Source organism: Methylobacterium nodulans ORS 2060, from assembly GCF_000022085.1.
Classification (GTDB): domain Bacteria; phylum Pseudomonadota; class Alphaproteobacteria; order Rhizobiales; family Beijerinckiaceae; genus Methylobacterium; species Methylobacterium nodulans.
Window position 1 is genome coordinate 7,377,995 of record NC_011894.1, and the last position, 24,202, is coordinate 7,402,196.

23 protein-coding genes are annotated in these 24,202 nt (G+C 70.7%); 11 read left to right on the forward strand and 12 right to left on the reverse strand.

The features are described 5' to 3' along the window. Window positions 1-59: 59 nt before the first annotated feature. From MNOD_RS34460 to gap, 3 genes are all read right to left on the reverse strand, one after another. A complete protein-coding gene (locus tag MNOD_RS34460) occupies window positions 60-1,256 on the reverse strand; it encodes a phosphoglycerate kinase (RefSeq protein WP_015933584.1) in 1,197 nt (398 codons plus the stop codon). A gap of 37 nt (window positions 1,257-1,293) precedes the next feature. Next, window positions 1,294-1,758, reverse strand: coding sequence for a hypothetical protein (locus MNOD_RS34465; RefSeq protein WP_015933585.1), 465 nt, complete (start codon window positions 1,756-1,758; stop codon window positions 1,294-1,296). A gap of 136 nt (window positions 1,759-1,894) precedes the next feature. After that, window positions 1,895-2,902 (reverse strand): type I glyceraldehyde-3-phosphate dehydrogenase, encoded by a 1,008-nt coding sequence (gap, locus tag MNOD_RS34470; RefSeq protein WP_015933586.1) that lies wholly within the window; start codon window positions 2,900-2,902, stop codon window positions 1,895-1,897. Between the two features lie 392 nt (window positions 2,903-3,294). Here gap and MNOD_RS34475 point away from each other — a divergent pair, with 392 nt between their 5' ends. From MNOD_RS34475 to MNOD_RS34485, 3 genes are all read left to right on the forward strand, one after another. Further along, a complete protein-coding gene (locus tag MNOD_RS34475) occupies window positions 3,295-3,576 on the forward strand; it encodes a DUF4164 domain-containing protein (protein ID WP_015933587.1) in 282 nt (93 codons plus the stop codon). A gap of 27 nt (window positions 3,577-3,603) precedes the next feature. Further along, entirely contained in the window at window positions 3,604-3,975 is a 372-nt protein-coding gene (locus MNOD_RS34480) for a cell division protein ZapA (protein WP_015933588.1), read from the forward strand. A 272-nt stretch (window positions 3,976-4,247) separates the two neighbouring features. Next, window positions 4,248-4,877 carry a L,D-transpeptidase gene (locus tag MNOD_RS34485; RefSeq protein WP_015933589.1) on the forward strand — a complete coding sequence of 210 codons (630 nt, stop codon included), beginning with the start codon at window positions 4,248-4,250 and terminating at the stop codon, window positions 4,875-4,877. A 420-nt stretch (window positions 4,878-5,297) separates the two neighbouring features. On the opposite strand, the gene MNOD_RS34490 is transcribed toward MNOD_RS34485, so the two are convergent. From MNOD_RS34490 to MNOD_RS34505, 4 genes are all read right to left on the reverse strand, one after another. After that, the gene (locus MNOD_RS34490; RefSeq protein ID WP_015933590.1) at window positions 5,298-5,912 is read right to left on the reverse strand and encodes an NUDIX domain-containing protein; all 615 of its coding nucleotides are present in this window, start codon (window positions 5,910-5,912) and stop codon (window positions 5,298-5,300) included. A gap of 163 nt (window positions 5,913-6,075) precedes the next feature. Beyond that, on the reverse strand, window positions 6,076-6,339 hold the full coding sequence (locus tag MNOD_RS34495; RefSeq protein WP_015933591.1) for a sulfurtransferase TusA family protein: 264 nt from the start codon (window positions 6,337-6,339) through the stop codon (window positions 6,076-6,078). A 58-nt stretch (window positions 6,340-6,397) separates the two neighbouring features. Continuing rightward, window positions 6,398-6,799 (reverse strand): hypothetical protein, encoded by a 402-nt coding sequence (locus MNOD_RS34500; RefSeq protein WP_015933592.1) that lies wholly within the window; start codon window positions 6,797-6,799, stop codon window positions 6,398-6,400. Window positions 6,800-7,068: 269 nt separating this feature from the next. Continuing rightward, the gene (locus MNOD_RS34505) at window positions 7,069-8,436 is read right to left on the reverse strand and encodes a glutamate--cysteine ligase (RefSeq protein ID WP_015933593.1); all 1,368 of its coding nucleotides are present in this window, start codon (window positions 8,434-8,436) and stop codon (window positions 7,069-7,071) included. Window positions 8,437-8,911: 475 nt separating this feature from the next. Here MNOD_RS34505 and dnaE point away from each other — a divergent pair, with 475 nt between their 5' ends. Further along, a complete protein-coding gene (dnaE, locus tag MNOD_RS34510; RefSeq protein ID WP_015933595.1) occupies window positions 8,912-12,388 on the forward strand; it encodes a DNA polymerase III subunit alpha in 3,477 nt (1,158 codons plus the stop codon). A gap of 483 nt (window positions 12,389-12,871) precedes the next feature. Here dnaE and nhaA read toward each other — a convergent pair whose 3' ends face one another. Together nhaA and tlpA are read right to left on the reverse strand one after the other, a co-directional pair. Next, complete coding sequence (gene nhaA / locus MNOD_RS34515) at window positions 12,872-14,071, reverse strand: Na+/H+ antiporter NhaA (RefSeq protein WP_015933596.1); 1,200 nt, start codon at window positions 14,069-14,071, stop codon at window positions 12,872-12,874. 58 nt (window positions 14,072-14,129) lie between these two features. Beyond that, window positions 14,130-14,783 (reverse strand): thiol:disulfide interchange protein TlpA, encoded by a 654-nt coding sequence (gene tlpA / locus MNOD_RS34520; RefSeq protein WP_015933597.1) that lies wholly within the window; start codon window positions 14,781-14,783, stop codon window positions 14,130-14,132. Here tlpA and argH point away from each other — a divergent pair. Next, the gene (gene argH, locus MNOD_RS34525; RefSeq protein WP_015933598.1) at window positions 14,782-16,170 is read left to right on the forward strand and encodes an argininosuccinate lyase; all 1,389 of its coding nucleotides are present in this window, start codon (window positions 14,782-14,784) and stop codon (window positions 16,168-16,170) included. The two genes, tlpA and argH, sit on opposite strands and share 2 nt — an antisense overlap. A 17-nt stretch (window positions 16,171-16,187) precedes the next feature. Next, window positions 16,188-16,970, forward strand: coding sequence for an SDR family oxidoreductase (locus MNOD_RS34530; RefSeq protein ID WP_015933599.1), 783 nt, complete (start codon window positions 16,188-16,190; stop codon window positions 16,968-16,970). 404 nt (window positions 16,971-17,374) lie between these two features. On the opposite strand, the gene MNOD_RS34535 is transcribed toward MNOD_RS34530, so the two are convergent. Then, the gene (locus tag MNOD_RS34535) at window positions 17,375-17,743 is read right to left on the reverse strand and encodes a VanZ family protein (protein WP_015933600.1); all 369 of its coding nucleotides are present in this window, start codon (window positions 17,741-17,743) and stop codon (window positions 17,375-17,377) included. 153 nt (window positions 17,744-17,896) lie between these two features. Here MNOD_RS34535 and MNOD_RS34540 point away from each other — a divergent pair, with 153 nt between their 5' ends. The 4 genes from MNOD_RS34540 to MNOD_RS34555 all read left to right on the forward strand — a co-directional run bounded on the left by MNOD_RS34540 (window position 17,897) and on the right by MNOD_RS34555 (window position 21,860). Beyond that, a complete protein-coding gene (locus tag MNOD_RS34540) occupies window positions 17,897-18,193 on the forward strand; it encodes a hypothetical protein (protein ID WP_015933601.1) in 297 nt (98 codons plus the stop codon). 500 nt (window positions 18,194-18,693) lie between these two features. After that, window positions 18,694-19,818, forward strand: coding sequence for an iron-sulfur cluster carrier protein ApbC (gene apbC, locus MNOD_RS34545; protein ID WP_015933602.1), 1,125 nt, complete (start codon window positions 18,694-18,696; stop codon window positions 19,816-19,818). Next, complete coding sequence (gene mobA, locus MNOD_RS34550; protein ID WP_015933603.1) at window positions 19,815-20,450, forward strand: molybdenum cofactor guanylyltransferase MobA; 636 nt, start codon at window positions 19,815-19,817, stop codon at window positions 20,448-20,450. Before apbC ends, mobA begins: the two co-directional genes overlap by 4 nt. A 255-nt stretch (window positions 20,451-20,705) precedes the next feature. Next, window positions 20,706-21,860: an MBL fold metallo-hydrolase gene (locus tag MNOD_RS34555; RefSeq protein ID WP_043752874.1), complete on the forward strand. Its 1,155-nt coding sequence runs from the start codon at window positions 20,706-20,708 to the stop codon at window positions 21,858-21,860. Window positions 21,861-21,888: 28 nt separating this feature from the next. Here MNOD_RS34555 and MNOD_RS34560 read toward each other — a convergent pair whose 3' ends face one another. Next, window positions 21,889-22,593, reverse strand: a complete 705-nt coding sequence (locus MNOD_RS34560) for a carbonic anhydrase (protein WP_015933605.1) — start codon at window positions 22,591-22,593, stop codon at window positions 21,889-21,891. 88 nt (window positions 22,594-22,681) lie between these two features. Between MNOD_RS34560 and MNOD_RS34565 the strand changes: the two genes are divergently transcribed. Then, window positions 22,682-23,743 carry a hypothetical protein gene (locus MNOD_RS34565; RefSeq protein WP_244424617.1) on the forward strand — a complete coding sequence of 354 codons (1,062 nt, stop codon included), beginning with the start codon at window positions 22,682-22,684 and terminating at the stop codon, window positions 23,741-23,743. A gap of 65 nt (window positions 23,744-23,808) precedes the next feature. Here the strand turns inward: MNOD_RS34565 and MNOD_RS47380 are convergent, their stop codons facing one another. Next, the gene (locus tag MNOD_RS47380) at window positions 23,809-23,949 is read right to left on the reverse strand and encodes a hypothetical protein (protein WP_157091623.1); all 141 of its coding nucleotides are present in this window, start codon (window positions 23,947-23,949) and stop codon (window positions 23,809-23,811) included. Window positions 23,950-24,202 lie beyond the last annotated feature (253 nt).

Genomic DNA, 24,202 nt, shown 5'->3' on the forward strand with positions numbered 1-24,202 from the left:
GGGTTCCGAGCGGCCTCCCGGCCTCGGCGAGAAGCGGGGCCTTTCGCGGGACCAACGCTTCAGACGCGCAGCGCGTCGACGCCCGGCAGCGGCTTGCCTTCGAGCCATTCGAGGAAGGCGCCGCCCGCCGTCGAGACGTAGGTGAAGGCTTCCGCCACGCCCGCATGGTTGAGCGCCGCGACCGTGTCGCCGCCGCCCGCCACCGAGACGAGCTTGCCTGCCTTCGTGCGCTCCGCCGCGTGGCGGGCCGCCGCCACGGTGCCCTGGTCGAAGGGCGGGAACTCGAAGGCGCCGAGCGGCCCGTTCCAGACGAGCGTCTTGGCATCGTTGAGGGCGGCGGCCACCCGCTCCACCGACTGCGCGCCGACGTCGAGGATCATCCCGGATTCGGGGATCGCGTCGATGCCGTAGGTGTGGTGGGGCGCGTTCGCCTTGAACTCCTCGGCCACCACTGCGTCGACCGGCAGGATGATGGCGCAGTTCTTCTCGCGCGCCGCCTCGATGATGCGCAGGGCGGTTCCCGCCAGGTCCCTCTCGCAGAGCGACCTGCCGACGCCGAGGCCGGTCGCGTGCAGGAAGGTGTTGGCCATGCCGCCGCCGATCACCAGCGCGTCGACCTTGCCCACGAGGTTCACGAGCAGGTCGATCTTGGTCGAGACCTTCGAGCCGCCGACGATCGCCACCACCGGCCGGGCCGGGGCTTCGAGGCCCTTGGTGAGCGCCTCGATCTCCGCCTGCATCAGGCGCCCCGCATAGGCCGGCAGCACATGGGCGAGGCCCTCGGTCGAGGCATGCGCCCGGTGCGAGGCCGAGAAGGCCTCGTTCACGTAGACGTCGCCGTTCGCCGCCAGGGCCTGCACGAAGGCGGGGTCGTTCTTCTCCTCGCCCGCATGGAAGCGGGTGTTCTCCAGCATCGCCACGCCGCCGTCGCCGAGCGCCGCCACGGCCTCGGCGGCCTTCGGCCCGATGCAGTCCTCCGCGAAGGCGACCGGGCGCCCGAGATCCTTCGCCACCGCCTCGGCGATGGGCCGGAGCGACTCCTTGGGGTCGGGCTTGCCCTTGGGGCGGCCGAAATGCGCGAGCAGCACCACGCGTCCGCCCGCCTCGGCGATCTCCCGGATCGTCGGCAGCACGCGGGTGATGCGGGTCGCGTCGGTGACGCGGCCGTTCTCCATCGGCACGTTGAGGTCGACACGCACGAGCACGCGCTTGCCCTTGAGGTCGCCGGCATCGTCGAGGGTACGGAAACGGGTCATCGGCCTCTGGCCTCCTGTGGCGGGCGGGGCGGGAGGATCACCGCGGCGGAATCAGGGTCTGCAGGTTCAGGCGCTGCGCCGCGAGGACGAGCGCCACCGTGAGCACGGCGGTGATGATCGCGGTGAGCAGCAGCATGCCGAAGCCCGGCAGGCGCCGGGTGCGCTCGGCGATCGCCCGCACCTCGCTGCGCAGGGCCGCGAGGTCGGATTGCCGGGCCGCCTCGTTCATCCGGTTGCCCGCCTCCTCGACCCGGTCCTCGACCCGGGCGAGCAGCGCCTCCGAGCGGGCATACTTGTCCTCGATGCGCGAGGCCTTGTCCTCGATGCGGGCGAGCTGATCGCTCACCTGGGGCGGCAGCGCCGGGGCCGCCTCGGCGCGCCGGGCGGGCTCGGTCCTGGAAGCTTCCGTGGTCGCCGGGACCGATGGGGGGCCGGCCGGCACCGGGGCGGTGCTCGCGGTGGCGGTCCCGGAGGTGGAGGTGACGTCCGTCGCGTCGATCATGGCAGCTCCTCGGCATCGCCCCATGGCGGGGCGTCAATGCGCATGGGAAGGTAGCTTTACGGAAAGCACAGGGACCCCCTCTCCCGTGCGGGAGAGGGGGCCGGCTCTGCAGGTCTCCAGCGTCCCGGATCCGTCCTCAGATCAGCTTGGCCAGCGCCACGGCCGTGTCGGCCATGCGGTTCGAGAAGCCCCACTCGTTGTCGTACCAGGACAGCACCCGCACGAAGGTCCCGTCCATCACCTTGGTCTGGTCGATGTGGAAGGTCGAGGAATGCGGGTCGTGGTTGAAGTCGATCGAGACGTTCGGGGATTCGGTGTAGCCGAGCACACCCTTGAGCGGGCCGTTGGCGGCCGCCTTGATGGCGTCGTTGATCTCGGCGACCGTGGTGGTGCGCTTGGCCACGAACTTGAAGTCGACGACCGAGACGTTCGGGGTCGGCACCCGGATGGCGGTGCCGTCGAGCTTGCCGTTGAGCTCCGGCAGCACCAGGCCCACCGCCTTGGCGGCGCCGGTCGAGGTCGGGATCATCGACAGGGAAGCGGCGCGGGCCCGGTAGAGATCCTTGTGCATCTGATCGAGGGACGGCTGGTCGTTGGTGTAGGAGTGGATCGTGGTCATGAAGCCGCGCTCGATCCCGACCGCGTCGTTGAGCACCTTGGCGACCGGCGCGAGGCAGTTCGTCGTGCACGAGGCGTTCGAGATGACGAGGTGGTCGGCGCTCAGCTTGTGATGGTTGACGCCGTAGACGACGGTCAGGTCGGCGCCGTCGGAGGGGGCCGAGACGATGACGCGCTTGGCGCCGGCATCGAGATGCGCCTTGGCCTTGTCGCGCGCCGTGAAGATGCCGGTGCATTCGAGCGCGATGTCGACGCCGAGCTCGCGGTGGGGCAGCTCGGCCGGGCTCTTGATCGCGGTGACGCGGATGCGCTGGCCGTCGACCACGATGGAATCGCCCTCGACCTTCACCTCGCCGGGGAAGCGGCCGTGCACGGAATCGTAGCGCAGCAGGTGGGCGTTGGTCTCGACCGGGCCGAGGTCGTTGAGGGCGACGACTTCGATATCCGTGCGCCCGGCCTCCTTGATGGCCCGCAGCACGTTGCGCCCGATGCGTCCGAAGCCGTTGATGGCGACCTTGACCGTCATGTCGATGACTCCCGAGGTGGAACGGGGATTCCGTCTCCCCGTTTCAGGTTGCGGCCCGCGCGCGCGGCCCCGCAGCCGGGCGCCCGTCCGCCAGGATCGGAATGCAGGGTGATATGAGGTGCCGCGGCCCGGACGGCCATCCCGCGCGCGCCGGACGATCCCTTGCGGGCGGCGCGGACGAGGGAGGCGGGAAAGCTCACGGGTACCCGGTTCTGCGGCTGTCCGCCGGCCGACATGGCCTGGCGCGAGCGCGGGCTTCCTAACATGACGGTCTAGCCTGTCAAATCCACGGCGCCCGGCCGGCCGGACCATGCGGGGCGATTGCGGGAGGCGAAGCCGCGCTTTAGGCTTTTGCGGTGTCTTCGCGGTGTCCTGGCGTCGAGGGGTGAACCATGAGTGCAGCGATGGAGGATGCGCTGCGCCGGCTCGAAGCCGCGGTCGCCCTGCTCGATGCCGGCGTGACCCGACGGCTCGACGCGGAGCGCAGCCGCGGGGATCTCGAAGCCGAACTCGCCCTCATGCAGGAGGATCGCGCTCGCCTCGCGGCCGAGCTCGACGGCGCGCTCGCGCAGCTCGCGGAGGCCGTGGCGGTGACCGACGACGTCGAGCACCGGCTCGGGCGCGCCATCGGCGCCGTCGAAGGGGTGCTCGGCCGCAGCCGCGCGGACGGATAGCGCCAAAGAGGAGAACGGGACGCGTCGATGCCTCAGGTGACGGTGAGCATTGCCGGGAAGACCTACCGCATGGCCTGCGGCGAAGGCGAGGAGGGCCATCTCGAAGAGCTGGCGCGCGGCTTCGACGCCCGCATCGGCGAGATGCGCAAGGCCTTCGGCGAGATCGGCGACATGCGCCTTCACGTGATGGCAGCGCTCACCGTCTCGGACGAGCTCGCCGAGATGCGCCGTCGGGTCGAGGCGCTGGAGCGCGAGACCGCGTCCCTGCGCGAGGCCGCGGCGGCGGCCGCCGCCGAGCGGGAGGCGGCGGAGGGGCGCATCGCCGAAGGCATCGGCCGGGCGGCCGAGCGCATCGAGGCGGCAGTGCGCCGCCTCGCCCCGGGGCCGGCCGAAGCGTAGCCTCCGCCGGCGCGCGTCCGCGCGGCGGGCCCGGGCTCTCCCGCATTCCTCAGGCGAGAGCGACTTTAACCCCGCGCGCCTCGGTCTATGCGACGCGAGCGCAACACTGTGTCCTGCGAAGCACGTCGGTTTCGCAACCGCACAAGCGTGGCCGTTTTAAGCTTGGCTTTAGCCGGGGTGCGTTTACGGCTTGCCCATCGGTCCCGCCGTACGATGCGCGGCAGTTCACGCATCGCTCCTCCCTCATGCCGAGAGTTCCTCACGAGGCTTCCATGCGCCGCTTCGTCCCCGCTCTGGCTGCGCTCGCCTGCGCCGTCGCCGCCTGGGCGGTCCCCGCCGCCGCCTACGAGATCGACCCGCTCACCCGCCAGCCGCTCAACGAGGCGCTCACCGTCACGGTGCGCCCCTCGGCTTCGGCCGCCACGCCCGAGGCGATGGATGCCACGGTGCCCAAGCTCAGCCCGATCCTGCGCGAGACCGTGGCCTATAACGGCCCCTACGGCCCCGGCACGATCGTGGTCTCGACCTCGGAGCGCCGGCTCTACTACGTGCTCGGCGGCGGCCAGGCCCTGCGCTACGGTATCGGCGTCGGCCGGCCGGGCTTCACCTGGGGCGGCATGCAGAGCATCACCATGAAGCGCGAATGGCCGGATTGGCGCCCGCCGTCCCAGATGCTCCGCCGCCGGCCCGACCTGCCGCGCTACATGAAGGGCGGCCCGGAGAATCCGCTCGGCGCCCGCGCCATGTATCTCGGCGGCACGCTCTACCGCATCCACGGCTCGAACGAGCCCGAGACGATCGGCACCGCCGTGTCCTCCGGCTGCATCCGCATGACGAATGACGACGTCATCGACCTCTACAGCCGCACCAAGGTCGGCACCCGGGTGGTCGTGCAGCGCTGACGCGCCGGACCGCGCGGCATCCCCTCGCAGGCCGGCGGCGACGCCGGCCTTTTTCGTGGGGTGGGCTGTCCTGGAGCCGGCGATGCGTCGGCATCGGGCTGCGGCATCAGTTCACCCCGGCCGGGCCGCCCCTGACTGATGAAACCGGCCGACTGAGCGCTCCCTGCCGTGGCACCCTCAACGGCCCTCATGCTGAGGTGGCCGGCGCGAGCCGGCCCTCGAAGCACCCCGGACCGGTCTCCCATTCACCAGAATCTCGGACCAGCGTTCAGGCGTGCTTCGAGGCAGCCTGCGCGATCTGCGATCGCCAGCACCTCAGCATGAGGAGCGGCGCGCTTTCCACGCACGTCCGTTTCGATCGAGACGGAGCGAGCGCCTTGGCGTGGCATGCTCCCTCTCGCCCGCAGAGCCGGTTTCGATTCAGGCCGGGCCGGCGAACAGGTCCGGGCGGCGCAGGCGCAGGGTCTGGACGAGGACGAGCGTCTTCAGGTCGCGCAGGCCGCCCTGCTCCGCCATCGCCGCGAGTTCGGCGAGCGGCATCTCCACCACCACGATGTTCTCGTGCTCGGTGGCGAGCCCCCCACCCTCCCCGTCGCGGTCGGCGCTCCCGTAAGGGGCGAGGTAGAGATCCATCAGTTCGGTCGAGATGCCCGGCATCGCGAAGGCCTGGGCGACCGGTTCGAGGGTCGAGAGCCGCACGCCCACCTCCTCGAAGGCCTCCCGGCGGGCGCAGGCCGCCGGGTCCGACTCGTCGAGGCATCCGGCCGGGGCTTCGAGGAGATTCTCGGCGCCGTCGACGAGGCAGGGCGGTGCCCGGAACTGGCGCACCAGCAGGGCGGTGCGGCGCTCGGGATCATAGGGCAGCACCGCGACCGCGCGGCCGTGGTCCTCGACCTCCCGGGTGATCGTGCCGCCATCCGCAAGCCGCACTTCGGCGAGGAGATAGCGGCCCCAGCCCTCGTAGAGCGTGCGCGTGCCGACGATCCGGGGCCGGGTCGCGAGCGGGCTCCGGCGTGGGGCATCGGGGCGGGTCATGGGCAGTCTCGCGGTTGGAACGGTGGCCCGGCCCACCTCGCGGCAGCCGGCTCAAGGATGTCCAGGAGAAGTGGCCACCGGTTCTCCGTCCGGACATCCGGCAAATCAAAAGCCTGGAGTTCTGTCAGGCGCTTCTCAAAGCGCCTGACAGAACTCCAAGCCGTCAAGGGCCGGCCGCATCGGGGCGCTCGCCCCGCCGGATCTCGAAGGTGAGGATGCCGTCCGCGACGGTCGCGGCGTCGAGCCGGTCGCCGGTCTCGTGCAGCAGGTGCGGGATGTCGATGGCGGCGAGCGGGTCCGTGCAGCGGACGACGAGACGGGCGCCGGGGCTCAGGCCGCGCAGGGCCTTGCGGGTGCGCAGCACCGGGAGCGGGCATTTGAGCCCGCGCAGGTCGAGGTCGTCAGGGTCGCTCACGCGGGGAGACATCCATGCGAAACGGCCCGGCGCGGGCTGCGCCGGGCCGCCGTGCAGCCGGGGGCCGGGATCAGTAGCCGTAATAGCCGTAAGCCGGATAGCCATAGGCCGGGTAGCCATAGGCCGGATAGCCGTAATAGCCATAGGCCGGGTAGCCGTAATAGCCGTAGCTCGGGGCTGCGCTCGCCGCGATGGCGCCGCCGATCAGGCCCAAAGCCGCGCCGGCCGCCAGGGCGCCGCCGACGTTCCGGCGGTAACCGTAGTGACGGTAGCCATAGCCGCGGTAACCGTAGCCGCGATAACCGCCGTAATAGGCGCCGCGATAGCGCACCTGATCGACGGTGGCGGGCGCGCCGGCGATTGCGGCCGAGGTCGCGGCCGGGAGCGGAGCCGCCTGCGCCGAGCCGATGAGACCGGCGCCGAGCGCCATGGCGGCTGTGCCGGCCAGGGCGAGGGACTTCATCCGGGACATGGATCATTCTCCTGCTGTGGGGGCTCGGGCCTGTCGGCTCCTCGCGACCCTGTCGGGCACTAGAACGGTCAGGGACAGGTCTCGTTCCCTGTCCGGTCCCTCTTCCCTCGGGTCACGACAACCTCTGGACCGACGCGCCGTGTCGGCGGCTGCGTCATCCTGCCCAGCAGAGCAGAGAGGTTGTGCGGGAACTGTGCGGAAGCGCACAGCCAAAGGTGCCGATGATACGATGGTGGAGGATTCGGTCCGGCCGCTGCGCCATCCCCGCCTCAGAAGGTGCAGGCGCCAAACGCCGGATCGACCGAACCGTTCCACGGGCCCTCGTAGAGGGCGAGCAGATCCTCCGCCCGGGTCCGGCCGGCCGCGATGGCGTGGAGGGGCGCGAGATGGAGCGTCTCGTCGCGCCCCTGCGCGTCCCGGCGCCCCCTCGCGCGCAGTCCCGCCTCCGCGATGGCGAGCGCATCGCGAGCGACGTCGCGCAGGCGCCGCCCGGCGATCTCGGCCTCGAGCGCCCGGCGCGGCACCTCCGCCCGCAGCGCCTCGCGGGCGGCGGCGTCCCAGCCGTCGACGAGGTCGAGGGCCGCGTCGAGGGCCGCGTCGTCGTAGAGGAGCCCGACCCAGAAGGCCGCCTGGGCGGCGATCATGCCGGGGTCGCCCACATCGGCGCCGCGCATCTCGATGAAGCGCTTGAGGCGCACCTCCGGGAAGGCCGTTGAGGCGTGATTCGCCCAATCGGAGCGGGTGGCGCGCTCGCCCGGCAGGGCCGCGAGCCGCCCCTCCATCAGGTCGCGGAACGAGGCGCCGCTGACATCGTGGTAGGTCTCCCCGCGCTTGACGAAGTACATCGGCACGTCGAGGAGCCAGTCCGCATAGGCCTCGTAGCCGAAGCCCGGCTCGAAGGCCCGCGGCAGCATCCCGGTGCGGTCGGGGTCGGTGTGGCGCCAGATCTCGGAGCGGAACGACAGGAAGCCGTTCGGCCGCCCGTCCGTGAAGGGCGAGTTGGCGAACAAAGCCGTGGCGACGGGCTGCAGGGCGAGCCCGACGCGCATCTTGCGCACCATATCGGCCTCGGAGGCGAAGTCGAGATTCACCTGCACGGTGGCGGTGCGCAGCATCATGTCGAGGCCGAGGGTGCCGACCTTGGGCATGTAGCCCTTCATGATGCGATAGCGGCTCTTGGGCATCACGGGCGTCTCACCCCGCGTCCATTTCGGGCTCATGCCGAGGGTGAGAAAGCCGATGCCGAGAGGATCGGCGGCCGCGCGCGCCGCATCGAGATGGCGGGCGAGCTCGATCGTCGTCGCGTGCACGTCGGGCAGCGGCGCGCCGGACAGCTCGAACTGGCCGCCGGGCTCGAGTGAGATCGCCCCGCCTCCCTGCGCGGCGGCGAGCCCGATCACCCGCCCCGCATCGACGATCGGCTCCCAGCCGGTCGCCTTCCGCACCCCGTCGAGCAGCGCGCCGATGCCGCGCTCGCCCTCGTAGGGCACCGGCGCGAGGGAGGCACGGTAGAACGGCACCTTCTCATGCTCGGTGCCGATGACGAAGGCGTCCTTCGGCTTCTCGCCGGCCGCGAACCACTCGATCAGTTCGTCCCGCGTGGTGAGCGGGGTCGCGTCGGACTCGTCGCGCGCCATGCGCCACCTCGTCGTCGGTTGTTCTGAGCCCAGCGGAGGGAGGCGCGCGCCCGTCCCGCCCCGCCGAAACGGTCGCGCTTAGATAGGCCGGTGCTTGGTGCGCCGCAACGCAGCCCCGGCAGCGACGATCGTGCGCGATCGATCGCCGGCCTGTTCACCGCTTGTTTACCGCAGGACCAGATCGCCGCGCAGCCCCCTTTGACTGCGAACGGACGACGAACAAACATGGTCCCTACAGCGAACGAGGGCCGCTTCGATGATCCTACGCAAGATCCTCCTCGGTGTCACGGAAATCGCCTCGATGGGGCTGCTCGCCGGCGCGGTGGCCTTCTGGGCCGTGGCGCTGGCGTCCCTGCATTGAGGCGGCGCCCCAGGCCCGAGATTCGTCCACAGCCTGTGGCCTGGCCGCACGTGACTCCGCCAGGCGCTCCCTGCAAAGCTCACCGGCCGGGTCGGGACAGGCGGAGTGCGGCGAGTGCGGGTGCTCAAGGACGTCGGGTTCGTTCACCTCCACACCCACTCCTCCTACTCGCTGCTGGAGGGGGCGCTGAAGATCGGCGACCTCGTCAAGGCAGCCTCCGCCGACCGGCAGCCCGCGCTCGCGCTCACGGACACCAACAACCTGTTCGGCGCCCTCGAATTCTCCGAGAAGGCGGCGAGCGCCGGCATCCAGCCGATCGCCGGCATCCAGCTCTCGGTGCTGTTCGAGGCGCCCGAGCCCGGTCAGCGCGGCGGGCCGTCCCCGCTGCCGAATCTCGTGCTGCTCGCCAAGGACGAGACCGGCTATGGGCACCTCCTCAGGCTCGCGAGCCTCGCCTATTTCGACGGGCCGCTCGGCGAGGCGCCCCGCGTCCCCATCGAGGCGCTGACGGATTGCGCGCCGGGCCTGATCGCGCTCACCGGCGGCTTCGATGGTCCGCTCGATTCGTGCCTGCGGGCGGCCCGGCCGGAGCATGCGGCTTCCCGCCTCGCGCGCCTCCTGGAGGCCTTCGGCGAGGACCATCTCTACGTGGAGATCCAGCGCCACGGCCTGCCCGACGAGCGCACGGTCGAGGCGGAGCTGATCGCGCTGGCCGACCGGCACGGGCTGCCCCTCGTCGCCACGAACGAGCCGTTCTTCGCCAAGCCGGAGGATTACGAGGCGCACGACGCGCTCCTCGCCATCGCGGAGGGTCGGATCGTCTCGGACGAGAAGCGCCGCCGCCTGACCCCGCGCCACGACTTCAAGACCCGCGCGGCGATGGTCGAGCTGTTCCGCGACCTGCCGGACGCCCTCGCGGCGAGTGTCGAGATCGCCATGCGCTGCGCCTATCGGGTGCGCACCCGCAAGCCGATCCTGCCGAGCTTCGGCCTCCCGGCGGGGCATGCGCCCGCGCAGGCTGCGGAGTTCCTCGACGAGGCGGGCGAGCTCAAGCGCCAGGCCGAGGCGGGGCTCACGCGCCGCCTCGCCCAGGCGGGCCCCGCCGAGGGCCTGACCGAGCAGGATTACCGGGACCGTCTCGCCTACGAGATCGGCATCATCACCAAGATGAAGTTCCCGGGCTACTTCCTGATCGTCTCGGACTTCATCAAGTGGGCCAAGGCCAACGACATTCCGGTCGGCCCGGGCCGCGGCTCGGGCGCCGGCTCCCTGGTCGCCTGGTCGCTCCTCATCACGGACCTCGATCCGCTGCGCTTCGGCCTGCTGTTCGAGCGCTTCCTCAATCCCGAGCGCGTGTCGATGCCGGATTTCGACATCGACTTCTGCGTGGTCGGGCGCGAGCGCGTCATCGAGTACGTGCAGAGCCGCTACGGCGAGCGACAGGTGGCGCAGATCATCACCTTCGGCACGCTGCTCGCCCGCGGCGTGCTGCGCGACGTCGGCCGCGTGCTGGAGATGCCCTACGGGCAGGTCGACAAGCTCACCAAGCTAGTGCCGCAGAACCCCGCGAACCCCGTCACCCTCGCGCAGGCGATCGAGGGCGAGCCGCGGCTGCAGAGCGCGATGGAGGAGGAGCCCGTCGTCGCGCGGCTGATGGAGATCGCCAAGAAGCTGGAGGGCCTGCACCGGCACGCCTCGACCCATGCGGCCGGCGTGGTGATCGGCGACCGGCCGCTCGAGGAGCTGGTCCCGCTCTACCGAGACCCGAAGACGGGCATGCGCGTCACCCAGTTCAACATGAAATGGGTGGAGCAGGCCGGCCTCGTGAAGTTCGACTTCCTGGGCCTCAAGACCCTGACGGTGCTGCGCGGCGCCACCGACCTCCTGAAGCGGCGCGGGATCGAGATCGACCTCGCCACCCTGCCGATCGACGACGAGCACACCTACGAGCGCCTGCGCAAGGGCGAGGTGGTCGGGGTGTTCCAGGTGGAATCGGCGGGCATGCGCAAGGCGCTCGTCGAGATGTGCGCCGACCGGTTCGAGGACCTCATCGCCCTCGTCGCCCTCTACCGCCCGGGCCCGATGGCCAACATCCCGGTCTATTGCGAGCGCAAGCTCGGGCGCGACGCCGGCAACGAGGCGGTCTGGTACCCGCATCCCAAGCTGGAGCCGATCCTGGCCGAGACCTTCGGCATCATCGTCTACCAGGAGCAAGTGATGGAGGTGGCCAAGGTGCTCGCCGGCTATTCGCTCGGCGACGCCGACCTCCTGCGCCGCGCCATGGGCAAGAAGATCAAGGCCGAGATGGACGCCCAGCGCGACCGCTTCCTGAAGGGTGCGATGGAGCGCGGCCTCGACAGGGCCAAAGCCGACGAGATCTTCGACCTGCTCGCCAAGTTCGCCGATTACGGCTTCAACAAGTCGCACGCGGCGGCCTATGCGCTCATCACCTACCAGACCGCCTACCTGAAGGCGAATTATCCGGTGGAGTTCCTGGCGGCCTCGATGTCCCAGGATCTCGACGACACCGACAAGCTGGCGGAGCTGCGGCAGGACGCGCAGCGCCTCGACATCAAGGTCGAACCGCCCTCGGTGAACCGCTCGGGCGTCACCTTCGAGGTGCATGACGGCACCATCCGGTACGCGCTCGCGGCCATCAAGGGCGTGGGCCGGGCGGCCGTCGAGGCAATCGTCCAGGCGCGGGGGGACCGCCCGTTCCGCGACCTCGGGGATTTCGCCCGGCGCCTCAATCCGCGGCTCGTCAACAAGCGCACGCTGGAGAGCCTCGTGGGGGCCGGCGCCCTCGACGAGATCGAGCCCGACCGAGCCCGGGCCTTCGCGGCCATCGAGCCGATGCTGCGCCTCGCCCAAGGGGCGCTCGAGGCCGAGGCGGTGGGCATGAGCGACATGTTCGGGGGCGTCGCCGCCTCCGACGTCGCCCTGCGGATCCCGGCCTACGAGCCGTGGCCGGCCGCCGACCGGCTGAAGAAGGAATACGAGGCGGTCGGCTTCTTCCTGTCGGGCCACCCGCTCGACGAGTATGGCGACCTGCTCAAGAAGCTGCGCGTGCAGACCTGGGTCGAGTTCTGCCGCTCGGTCCGGGCCGGCAACAGCGTCGGGCGGGTCGCCGCCACCGTCCTCGACCGCTCGGAGCGGCGCACCAAGACCGGCAACAAGATCGGCATCGTCAACCTCTCCGACCAGACCGGTCACTTCGAGGCGATCGTGTTCTCGGAGGGGCTGCAGCAGTACCGCGAACTCCTGGAGCCCGGCCGGCCCCTGGCCCTGCAGCTCCAGGCGAGCGCCGAGGGCGAGGACGTGCGCGCCCGCATCCAGACCTGCGAGCCCCTCGACCAGGCGGTCGCCCGCCACCAGAAGGGGATGCGGATCTACCTGCGCGACGAGCGCCCGATCGCGAGCGTGCAGCAGCGCCTGACCATGCGCGGCGAGGGCGAGGTCTCGCTGATCCTCATCCTCGACGGCGGCGAGCGCGAGGTCGAGATCCGCCTCAAGGACCGCTACCAGGCGACGCCGCAGATCGCGGGCGCGTTGCGGGCGGTGCCGGGCGTGGTCCAGGTCGAGGTGAATTGAGGGCGCCCGGCCTCCCCTCGCCCGCTCTCCCCTTTCCCGGGTGCATGCAGCGCCAGCGGAATGCGACCGGGGATCCAGCGCGAGGACTCGCCGCGAAGCGGCTCAGTACATCATCCCACCGGCCGGGCCGAGCCTGACGGATGACACCGGCTGACCGAGCGCTCCCGGCTGTGGCAGCCAACCCCGGCCCTCATGCTGAGGTGCTGGGCGATCGAAGATCGCTCAGCCTCGAAGCACGCCTGAACGCTCGTCCAAGATCCTGCTCCTCCCAGATCGGGTGGCCGGGAGCACCGGTCCGGGGTGCTTCGAGGCCCGCTTCGCGGGCGCCTCAGCATGAGGAGCGGGGCGGCGTCCACGCACCTCGGTTGCTGTTCAGCCCCGTCGCCGAACACGGGCGCTTCGCGGCTTTCTGTGTGGATCCCGGATCTCTTCCGCTGGCGCTGCATGCGCCCGGGACAGAGGGAGCGGGCGGCAGGAACGGGACTACTCGTGGGCGGGCGCCCTCCGGGCGGCCGAGGACAGCACCAACGCGCCTGCGAGCGAGGAGAGCAGCGAGCCCGCAAGCACGCCGAGCTTGGTCTCGGCCTCGAATTCGGGACGGGCCGCGAAGGCGAGCGCGCCGATGAACAGGCTCATGGTGAAGCCGATGCCGCAGAGCAGCGCCACGCCATAGACGTGCCGCCAGGTGGCGCCCGCCGGCTTCTTGGCGAGCCCGGTCTTCACCGCGAGCCAGATCCCGCCGAACACGCCGATCTGCTTGCCGACGAACAGGCCCGCCGCGACCCCGAGGGTCACGGGGGCGAGAAGCGTGTCGAGCCCGAGCCCCTTCACGGATACGCCCGCATTGGCGAAGCCGAAGATCGGCACGATGGCATAGGCGACGAAGGGCTGGAGCGCGTGTTCGAGACAGTGCAGGGGCGAGCCCGCGTCGTCCGGCCGGCCCGGGCTCGGGCGGCACGGGATGGTGAGCGCGAGCAGCACGCCCGCGACCGTCGCGTGGAGCCCCGAGCGCAGCACCACGAGCCACAGGGCCGCGCCGAGGATCAGGTAGGGCCCGAGCCGCCGCAGGCCGACGCGGTTGAGCGTGACCAGCATCGCCAGGATCCCGGCGGCGAGCCCGAGCATCGGCCAGGACAGGTCCGCCGTGTAGAACACCGCGATGATCAGCACCGCCCCGAGGTCGTCCAGGATGGCGAGGGCGGTGAGGAAGATCTTGAGCGAGACCGGCGCCCGGGAGCCGAGCAGCGCGAGCACGCCGAGCGCGAAGGCGATGTCGGTCGCGGCGGGTATCGCCCAGCCCCGCAGGGTCTCGGGCGTGGACAGGTTGAAGGCGACATAGACGAGCGCCGGGGCGACCATGCCGCCGAGCGCCGCGATGCCGGGCAGCGCCCGGTCGGGCCATGTGCGCAGGCCGCCGTCCAGGAACTCGCGCTTGATCTCCAGCCCGACGAGCAGGAAGAAGACCGCCATCAGCCCGTCGTTGATCCAGTGCAGCAGGCTTAAGGGGCCGATCTCGGCGTGGAGCACATGCGCATAGGCCTCGCCGAGCGGACCGTTCGCGACCACGAGGGCGAGAACGGCGCTCGCCATCAGCACGATGCCGCCGCCGGCGCTGCTGGAGAGGAGAGTGCGCAGGGCCGAGAGCGGGCGCGGGAAACGGCGGACGGGGGGCGTGGTGGTCATGGGGCCCCCTGCCAGGAATCCAGAGCTCGTTCAACGCCGCGGGCGGATGCAAGGGCCTCTAGCCCGGCTGGAGCCGCCCCAGCGCCGCCCGCACCAGCGCGAGCGCGTCCTCGCTCGCCCACTCGGCCGGGCCCTTCATCACGCCGACCTCGCAGCCGGCCCTGTCGATGAGGATCGTCGTCGGCAGGCCGACCACCTCGCCGCTCTTCTGCAGCACCGGCAGCGCCCGGCCGGCCGGATCGGAATAATAGGCGAGCCGCGCGATCCCGTTCTCCCGCATCCAGGCCGGCGGCCGGTCGGGGTTGCGGGTGTCGACGTTGAGCGCCACGACCTCGAAGTCGGGGCCGCCGAGGGCGCCCTGGAGGCGGTCGAGGGCCGGCATCTCGGCCTTGCAGGGCGCGCACCAGGTCGCCCACAGGTTCAGGAGCACGGTCCTTCCTTTAAGGTCCTCGAGGCTGCGGGGCTCACCGTCGGGCCCGGTGAAGGCCAGGGCCGGCGCGGGCCTCGGGGCCGGATCGACCTGGAGGGCGGCCACCTCCCCGCGGGCGAGCGGCGCCACCCGGGCGGCGGTCGCGGCGGCAGCCGCGCAGACGTCGCTGTTGCCCCCGCTGCGCGCGGCGTATAGGGCGGCCCCGAGGGCCAGCGCCGCGGCGAGCGCCCCGCCTCCCAAGGCGAGGCGCAGCGGCGTGACGGCGAGACGAGGTGCGGACATGAGCAACCGGATGTGGGGCGGGCGCTTCGCGAGCGGCCCCGCCGAGATCATGGAGGAGATCAACGCCTCCATCGGCTTCGACAAGCGCCTCGCTCCCCAGGATATCCGGGGCTCTCTGGCCCATGTGGCGATGCTGGGGAAGACGGGGATCCTGCCGCAGGCCGATGTGGCGGCGATTCAAGCCGGCCTCAAGACGGTGCAGGCGGAAATCGAGTCCGGCGCCTTCACGTTCGCGCGTTCGCTCGAAGACATCCACATGAACGTGGAGAGCCGGCTGCGGGAGATCGTCGGCCCGGCGGCCGGGCGCCTGCACACCGCGCGCTCGCGCAACGACCAGGTCGCCACCGACATGCGCCTGTGGGTGCGCGACACCCTCGACGAACTCGACGCCCAGGCGGCCGACCTGCAGCGGGCGCTCGCCGAGACGGCGCTGAAACATGCCGGCACCGTGATGCCGGGCTTCACCCACCTGCAATCGGCCCAGCCCGTCACCTTCGGCCACCACCTCCTCGCCTATGTGGAGATGCTGGCGCGCGACCGCGGCCGTTTTCGCGATGCGCGGGCGCGCCTCAACGAGTGCCCGCTCGGGGCCGCGGCTTTGGCCGGCACCTCCTTCCCCATCGATCGGCACGCCACCGCAGCGGCGCTCGGCTTCGACCGGCCGACCGCGAACTCCCTCGATTCCGTGGCCGACCGCGACTTCGCCCTTGAGGCCCTCTCGGCCGCCGCGATCGCGGCCGTGCACCTGTCGCGCTTCGCCGAGGAGATCGTGATCTGGACCTCGGCCCAGTTCGGCTTCGTGAAGCTCTCCGACCGCTTCACCACCGGCTCCTCGATCATGCCGCAGAAGCGCAATCCCGACGCCGCCGAGCTGGTGCGGGCGAAGGCCGGCCGGGTGATCGGCGCCCTGTCCGGCCTCCTCATCGTCATGAAGGGGCTGCCGCTCGCCTATTCGAAGGACATGCAGGAGGACAAGGAGGGCACCTTCGATGCGCTCCAGACCCTCTCGCTGTGCTTGGCCGCCATGGCCGGGATGGTGCGCGACCTCGAACCCGTCCCGGAGATGCTGAAGGCCGCCGCGGGTTCGGGCTATGCCACCGCGACCGACCTCGCCGATTGGCTGGTGCGCGAACTCGGCCTGCCCTTCCGCGACGCCCACCACGTCACCGGCCGCCTCGTCGGCGTGGCGGCGGCGCGCGGCGTCGGGCTCGAAGCCCTCTCGCTGGCCGAGATGCAGGCCGAGGAGCCCCGCATCACGGCGGCGGTCTACGACGTCCTCGGCGTCGAGAACTCGGTGGCGAGCCGCACCAGTTATGGCGGCACCGCACCCGCCAACGTGCGGGCCCAGGCGGAGCGCTGGCTCAAGGCGCTCTCCGAGACGAAATGACAGAACGGAGCCAACCCATGGATCTCGGCCTGACAGGCAAGCGTGCCATCGTCCTCTCCTCCAGCCGCGGCCTCGGGCGCGGCATCGCCGAAGGGCTCGCGGCGGAGGGCGCGAACGTGCTCCTCGCGGCGCGCAGCGCTGAGCGCCTGAACGAGGTGGTCGCCGCCATCAACGCGCGCGGCCAGGGCCGCGCCTTCGCGGTCGCGGGCGACCTGCGGGAGAGCGTCGCGGCGATCCATGCCGCCGCACAGGAGCATCTTGGCGGCGTCGACATCCTGGTCGCCAATACGGGCGGCCCGCCGGCCGGGCAGGCGACGAAGGTCGCCCCCGAGGCCTGGGCGCCCCAGTTCGACGCCATGGTGGTGCCGGTGATCCGGCTCGCCGGCCTCGTGCTGCCGGGGATGCGGCAGGCGGGCTTCGGGCGCATCCTGATCGTGGCGTCGAGCGGCGTCGAGCAGCCGATCCCGAACCTCGTGATGTCGAATGCGCTGCGCGCCTCACTCGCCGGCTGGGCGAAGACGCTGGCGAGCGAGGTGGCGGCCGAGGGCGTGACCGTCAACATGATCCTGCCGGGCCGCATCGAAACCGACCGCACGGGCGAGCTCGACGCCGCCAACGCCAAGGCGCAGGGCAAGACCCCGGCCGAGATCGCCGAGGCCGCCCGCGCGGCGATTCCGGCCAGGCGCTACGGCCGGGTGCAGGAATTCGCGGATGTCGCCTGCTTCCTCGCCTCGGAGCGGGCCTCCTATGTCACCGGCAGCATGATCCGGGTCGACGGCGGGGCGATCCGCTCCGTCTGATCCGGTTTCCGGACGGTCCGTTCAGAGACCGTCGGCTCGCCCGGCTTCCCCTCGCCCGCTCTCCCTGTCCCGGGCGCATGCAGCGTCAGCGGAATGCGACCTGGGACCCCAGCACAGGAAGTCGCGCAGCGCCCGCTTGTCAGCCACGGTGGAGGCAAACGGAGCCGCTTCGCGGCAACTCACCGTGCTGGGTCCCGGATCTCCTTCCGCTGACGCTGCAGTCGTGCAGGCCCGAACGGGCCCGGAAAGAGGGAGCCGAAAAGGGCGGAGAATCCGGGAAGGCGTGGAGACCGCGTGATCCGGTCTGCGGACGCGCCGTCAGGAAACCGGAGCAGAGCTCCGCGCCGGCTTGAGCGAAGCCGAAATCCGCTTGGCGCAGCCATCAACCGGATGTCGGATGACCCTCACGCCATCCTGCGCAGGAGAAGGCGCCGCAGGGCGGACCCGGCCAGAACCCCGAGGCCCGCCCCGCTGATGCTGGCGAGCGCGTCGATGACCTGCGAGGTCCGTCCCGGCACCCAGATCTGTCCCACCTCGAGCGCCACGGCGAGGGCCGTCAGACTTGCAATGAGACGCCATCCGGCCGGCCGCGGCAGCCCCAGGGCCAGCACCGCCCCGGTCCCCGCATAGGCAATGACGTGCTCGATCTGCCCGGCAAGTCCGGTCCTCACCTCCCACTCCCTCGGGATCAGGGAGAGCCAGACGATGACCGGGATGCACAGACATCCTGCGGCGAAGGCCAGCTTCCGCAGCATCAGGACCGATCGCGGCATCGCCACTCCTGCACGCAACGATTGTTGCCACTTCGACCTAAACGGTGCTCGTGTCCAGAGCGTCTTCGATCGATTTCGAGCGATTGCATTTGCGCGCCGTTTCAGGGTGCCGTGCTCTCGTGCAGGCAGCGGTTTCTCGAACCGAGGCGCGCCATGGGGACGGAAGAAGTCGAAGACCGGCTGCGGGCTCTCGAGGCGCTCGCCACGGAGCTGATCCGCACGCTCCAGCGGACGGCGCTGCTGCGAGGCGAGGAGATCGAGCGGCTGCTCGATCGGGTCGAGGAGCGGATGACCGGCGCGGCGGGTGCGGTCTTCGCGGCCCAGCAGCTCGGCGAGATCGTCGGAGCCGAGCGGGCGGCCGCGCTCTGGGAGGAGCCGGTGGAGGCGCATGTCCGCAGCGCCTTCCGCCATCTTCTCTACGGAATCCCGGCCCCGAACCGTCCCGCCTGAGACCGGCCATGCCTGCCGCGCGAGTGCCGGATTCGTCCGCGCCGCGCCGCCGAGCCCGCGGCCCGCGACGATCCGCCCGGGTCCGCGCCGCGCCATCAGGCGAACAGGCTGGTGAGCAGGCTTCCCGCCAGCGCCACGCCGGCAATCGTCATGATGAAGCTGAGATCCTCGATCCGCTCGCGCATCGCTGCCTCCCTGATCTGTGGATGATGCCGTGGATGGGCAGGGGATACGGCGCCGGCTTGGCAGCCGCGGTGCGGTGCAGCACACGAAGCGCGCGGGTCCCGCATTCGGCCGTTCCCGGCGGCCTTCCGGCCGCGCTCGCAACCCGAGACGCGGGCGGCAAATCCTTCGTGTCTCTCGCGCACCCGGAGGATGCGCGCCGGCAGGGCGCCGGTTGCCGTGAGGAGAGGGACGCATCCCGCTCTGGAGTTTCCGTCGCGCGGGGTTACATGGACGGGAGGATCCGGGCGCTTCCCGCCCGCCAGGAGTGTCGAGACGTGGCGATCACCCGTGAGGACGTGCTGAGGGCGCTGTCGGGCGTGACGGTGGACGCGAAGGGCACCCCGTTGCCGACCTCGGGGCGCCTGTCCGAGATCGTGATCGACCCCGGCAACCGGGTGATGTTCTCGATCGCCATCGACCCGAGCGAGGCCAAGGCCTTCGAGGCGGTGCGGCAGGCGGCCGAGATCGCCGTCCTGAAGGTCGGCGGGGTCAAGAGCGTGCTTGCAAGCCTCACGGCCGAGCGGCCCCAGGCGCGCGCGCAGGCGGCTCCGCGCCCGGCCGGTCCGGGGGGCGGTCCGCGGCCCGGGCCCGCCCTCCCCGGCATCCGCCACGTCATCGCGGTCGCCTCGGGCAAGGGCGGCGTCGGCAAGTCGACCACCGCCTGCAACCTCGCCCTCGCCCTCAAGGCGCAGGGGCTGAAGGTCGGCCTCCTCGATGCGGACATCTACGGTCCCTCGGTGCCGAAGCTGTTCGGCCTCGACCAGAAGCCCGAGACGGTGAGCACCCCGCAGGGGCAGCGCATCGTGCCGCTCAACGGCTACGGCATGCCGGTCATGTCGATCGGCTTCCTGATCCAGGCGGACACGGCGATGATCTGGCGCGGCCCGATGGTGCAGTCGGCCCTGACCCAGCTCCTGCGCGAGGTGGCCTGGGGCGAGCTCGACATCCTCGTCGTCGACATGCCGCCCGGGACCGGCGACGCGCAGCTCACGCTCGCCCAGGCGACGCCCCTCGCCGGCGCGGTGATCGTCTCGACCCCGCAGGATCTCGCGCTCATCGATGCGCGGCGCGGCGTGACGATGTTCAGGCGCGTCGAGGTGCCGATCCTCGGCATCGTCGAGAACATGGCGACCTTCATCTGCCCGAATTGCGGCACCGCCTCGCCCATCTTCGGGCATGGCGGCGCCCGCCACGAGGCAGAGCGCCTCGGCGTGCCCTTCCTCGGCGAGGTGCCGCTGACCATGGCGATCCGCGAATCCTCGGATGCCGGGCGTCCCGTCGTGGCGGTCGATCCAGACGGGCCGCAGGCCGCGATCTACCGCGATATGGCCGCCAAGCTGTGGGCGGAGCTGAGCGGTGCGCCCGCTGGCCGCACGCCGCCGCGGATCGTCATCGAGTGAGCGCGGTGCCGCCGACCCTCGGGGTAATCCTGGCGGGTGGCCTTGCCCGCCGGATGGGCGGCGGCGACAAGCCCCTGCTGCGGCTCGGCGGGCAAACCCTGCTCGCGCGGGTGGCCGCCCGCTTCGCGCCGCAATGCGCCGCGGGCCTGATCCTCAACGCCAACGGCGATCCGGCGCGGTTCGCGGGCGCCTTCGCCGGACCGGTCGTGCCCGATCCGATCCCGGGCGCCCCGGGGCCGCTCGCGGGCGTGCTCGCCGCCCTCGATCACGCCGCCGCCCATCACCCGGAGGTGGATTTCGTGGCGAGCGTCGCGGGCGACACGCCCTTCCTGCCCGCCGATTTCGTCGCGCGGCTCCACGCCTCCCGCGCGGCGGCCGGGACGCCGCTCGCGACGGCGGTGTCGGGCGGACGCTCCCATTTCGTGGACGGGCTCTGGCCCGTGGCCCTGCGCGAGGATCTGCGCGCGGCGCTGGTCGAGCAGGGATTGCGCCGGGTCGGGCAATGGATCGCCGATCACGGCGCCGCGCAGGCAGAGTGGCCGGCCGAGCCCGTCGACCCGTTCCTGAACCTCAACACGCCCGAGGATCTGGCCGTAGCCGAGGCGATCGCCGCGCGCGGCTCGGCCGGCTGACCTGAGGGGCCGGGGCCCGCCGCGGCGCGCGATCACGGCTGCCAGCTGCGCCGCGGCCCTCAAGCCGGGCCGCTTGCCGCCCAAGCTCCCGCGTGAGATCGTCGGCCTCTCGGACGCCCGATCAGGCGAACGCATCCGCGCGCCTCGTCTCGCGCCCCTGCTGTGGATCCGTTTCTGGAGCATTGGCGGGAGGTTGCAATGGCTGTCGTGATTGATCCTGCACCCGATTCGGGCCAGCGCGACGCTCGGGAAACCATGCGATCGCGTCTCGTCTGCGATGATCCGGCGCGGCGGGACGTGCTCTGCGGGGGCGGGGCCGCGGCGTTCAGCCTGCTGCTGGCGGATCTGCTCGGTGGGGCCCGCCCTGTGCGCGCCGAGGCGATCGCTGGGCCGGTGCCGGAGCTCGACGCCGTATCGGTGCGGATCGTGACCGACAGCTACCAGTTCGCCGTAGCGCCGAGCCGGACGCTCGAAGGATTGGCCGTCCAGCATTTCGGCTGGGGCATTTCCCCCGATCACCCACCGGGCCCGACCCTCGTCAGCGAGTTCGGCCTCTCCCTGCACGTGACCTCGCGGCGCGGCGAGGAGACCCGCCGCGTCCTGGTCGATTTCGGCTTCACCCCGCAGGCGCTCACCACCAACCTGACGCTGCTCGGGGTGAAGCCGTCCGAGCTCGACGCCCTCGTGCTGAGCCATGGTCACTACGACCATTTCGGGGGGCTCGCCGGCTTCCTCGCGAGCCATCAGGGGCAGATCAGGCCGGGACTACCGTTCCATGTCGGCGGCGAGGATTGCTTCTGCGCCCGCGAATGGACAGCGCCCCCGGTCAAGGGCGATTTCGGCGTCATCGACCGCAAGGCCCTTCAGGATGCGCGGCTGACCGTCACGGCGACGGAGCGTCCTGCCCTCGTGGCGGGCCATGGCTTCACGTCGGGCCAGATCGACCAGCGCAGCTTCGAGAAGCTGCTCTCGCCGAGCGCGATGCGGCTCGGGGTGACGGGCGGTTCGGGCTGCTATCCCGACCGGGTGGCGCAAGCCGATCAGGGCCCGGGCTGGATTCCCGATCAGTTCCGGCACGAGATCGCCACCGCCTTCAACCTCAAGGGGCGCGGCCTCATCGTCCTGACCTCCTGCAGCCACCGGGGCGTCGTCAATGCGATCCGACAGGCACAGGCGGTCTCGGGCGTCGAGAAGGTGCATGCGGTCATCGGCGGCTTCCACCTCGCCCCCTACCCGCCCGACTATCTCCGCCAGACCGTCGCGGCCCTGAAGGAGATCGGGCCGGACTACATTGTTCCGCTCCACTGCACGGGGGAGCCGTTCTTCGAGATCGCCAAGGCCGAGCTGCCGAACAAGCTGGTGCGCGCCTATACGGGCACGCGCCTGGATTTCAGCCGTTCGGCATCTTGAGAGCAGGATCGCGATGACGCGATCGTGGTCAGACAAGGCTCACCTTGCCGCTGGCGAGATCGTAGACGCCGCCGACCACCTTGGCCTTTCCGTCCGCGACGAAGCCCGAGAGGATGGGGCCGGCCTGCTTGAGCCGCTCGACGTTGTAACGCACGTTCTCGGTGATCGCCGCGTCGAGCAGGTTGGGCGCGGCCGTCTTTTTTGCGACCTCCACGGCTGGCTTGATCGAGTTGACGAGCGCCGGCAGATGGCCTGGGAGGGTGGCCTTGTCCTGCAGGACCTTGATTGTGGCATCGACCGCGCCGCAATTGGTGTGGCCAAGCACCATGATCAGCGGAATGCCGAGGAATTTGACGCCGTATTCGAGGCTGGCGAGGCCATCGTCGTTGACGAAATTGCCGGCCACGCGCACGACGAACAACTCGCCGGGCCCTTCGTCGAAGGCGAGTTCCGGCGCCACCCGCGAGTCGGCGCAACTCAGGATCGCGGCGAAGGGATGCTGCTTGGCGACCCGGGCAACGCGTCCGGCGGAAAAATCCTTGTTGGCAGGTGAGTTGGCGACGTAACGCCCATTGCCGTCCATCAGGCGCCTGATCGCCGCGTCAGGGCTCAGAGCGGCAGGAGCCGCATTCTGCTGCGCGACGCTCGGCAACACCGGAAGGGCGGCCCAGGCCGCAGCGCCAGCCATGAGCATGCCCCGTCGCGAGAAGTGAAGCCGATGGTCGTCGCACATTGAAGTCGTCCTCCCGGAGTCTGGATAACGGGCTGCAACGGGCATCGGGAACGAAGCCGGGCACAGCCTCGATCGGTCCTCTGCGCCATTGTCCGGCGCGGGCCGTCGTCGCCGATGCGCATCGGCGTCCCAGCCCGAATCATATATCTCTCAATGGGACAGCCGATCAGAGTCCAAACTTTGCAGGGTTCGGGCCTCGGTGCGCAGACGGCGGAATGCGACGGACCAGGCGGCGACCACCGATCGTCCCGCCGTTATTTTGCCCGCTGGCTTCGAGGCCGCGGCGCAGCGGTTGCGCATGCATCCGAGCTTCCGGGCCACCCTCGCCGGATATTGTCGGGGCATGGCGGAGGGAGCCCCGGCGCAATGGCCGGTCTACAAGTTCTTCGACCAGATGCGCCGCTACATCGTCTGCTACATGCTGATCCACAACTATTACGCGTGGCAGCATGGCGAGGGACCGCCGCCGACCCTCTCCGCCCTGCAGCGGGTCGCGGGCTCAAGCGCCCGCCAGACGGCAGGCCTCGTCGCGGCTCTCAAGGCTGGCCATCTCATCCTTGCCGAACCTGATCCTGACGACCGGCGCATCAGACATCTGCGGCCAGCGCGGGAGATGATCGAAGAGATCGGCCGATCGGCTCGGCTCTTCGTCGCAGCAGCCGACAGGCTGGAGGTGCCATCGCAGAATCGCGCCGCCCTGCTCGTCACGGATGAACATGCGCTCGGCGACGTTCTGCGGCGCTCGGCGGCCTATGTCCTGGCCCATGGCACGCTCATTCACCCCTTTCCCCGCATCTTGCATTTTGCCGGGCGCGACTGCGGCTATCTGCTCCTGAATGCGGTGCTCTGCGCCCATTACGCGCAAAACCTGCCCGGTGCTTCGCCGCCGGTTGCCCTGAGCTACCGGACCCTAGCGCGACGCTTCCAGGTCTCACCCGCCCATATCGGCAATCTTCTCGGCGAAGCTGAGCGGCGGGGCTGGTTCGCGACTGGTCCGAGCGGCCGCCTCGTGACGATGAGTGAGGACTTCGCCGACGAGTTCGAATGCTGGGCCTCCTGGCAGATGGTTCATTTTTCCGGCCTCGCGGCGGAAACCACCGCCTTTCTCGCCGTCCAAACGGCGCCGCGGGTCACCGAGCCGAGCGGCTGATGCGGCGCAGCAGACCTGCCTGCTTGCCGAAGCGGTGGCTTGGCCCCGTCTCGACAGGAACGCTCCTACCGGTCGCGCCGCGCCACGAAATCCGCCGTCGCGCGCAGCATATCAGCCTTGACACCGAAGGCCGCGAGCGCCTGATGAGCCTCGGCGACGAGCCGGTCACACTGGTCCTTGGCGGCGGCGAGGCCCATCGGCGACACCAGCGTCGTCTTTCGAGATTGCCAAGGCCGAACTGCCGAACAAGCTGGTGCGCGCCTATACGGGCACACGCCTGGATTTCAGTCGTTCGGCCTCGTAGAGCATCGTCCGGCGAAACGGATGCCGCTCTGGCGGCATGCAGCGTTCTCCAAACGGGAGGTGGTGCCCGCAGAGGTTCCGGAATATCCAAGGCCTCTCAAGGTATTATGGCGTAGGTGCGGGAATTTCCGCTTGTTTGAACCGTAAAGGTTATTT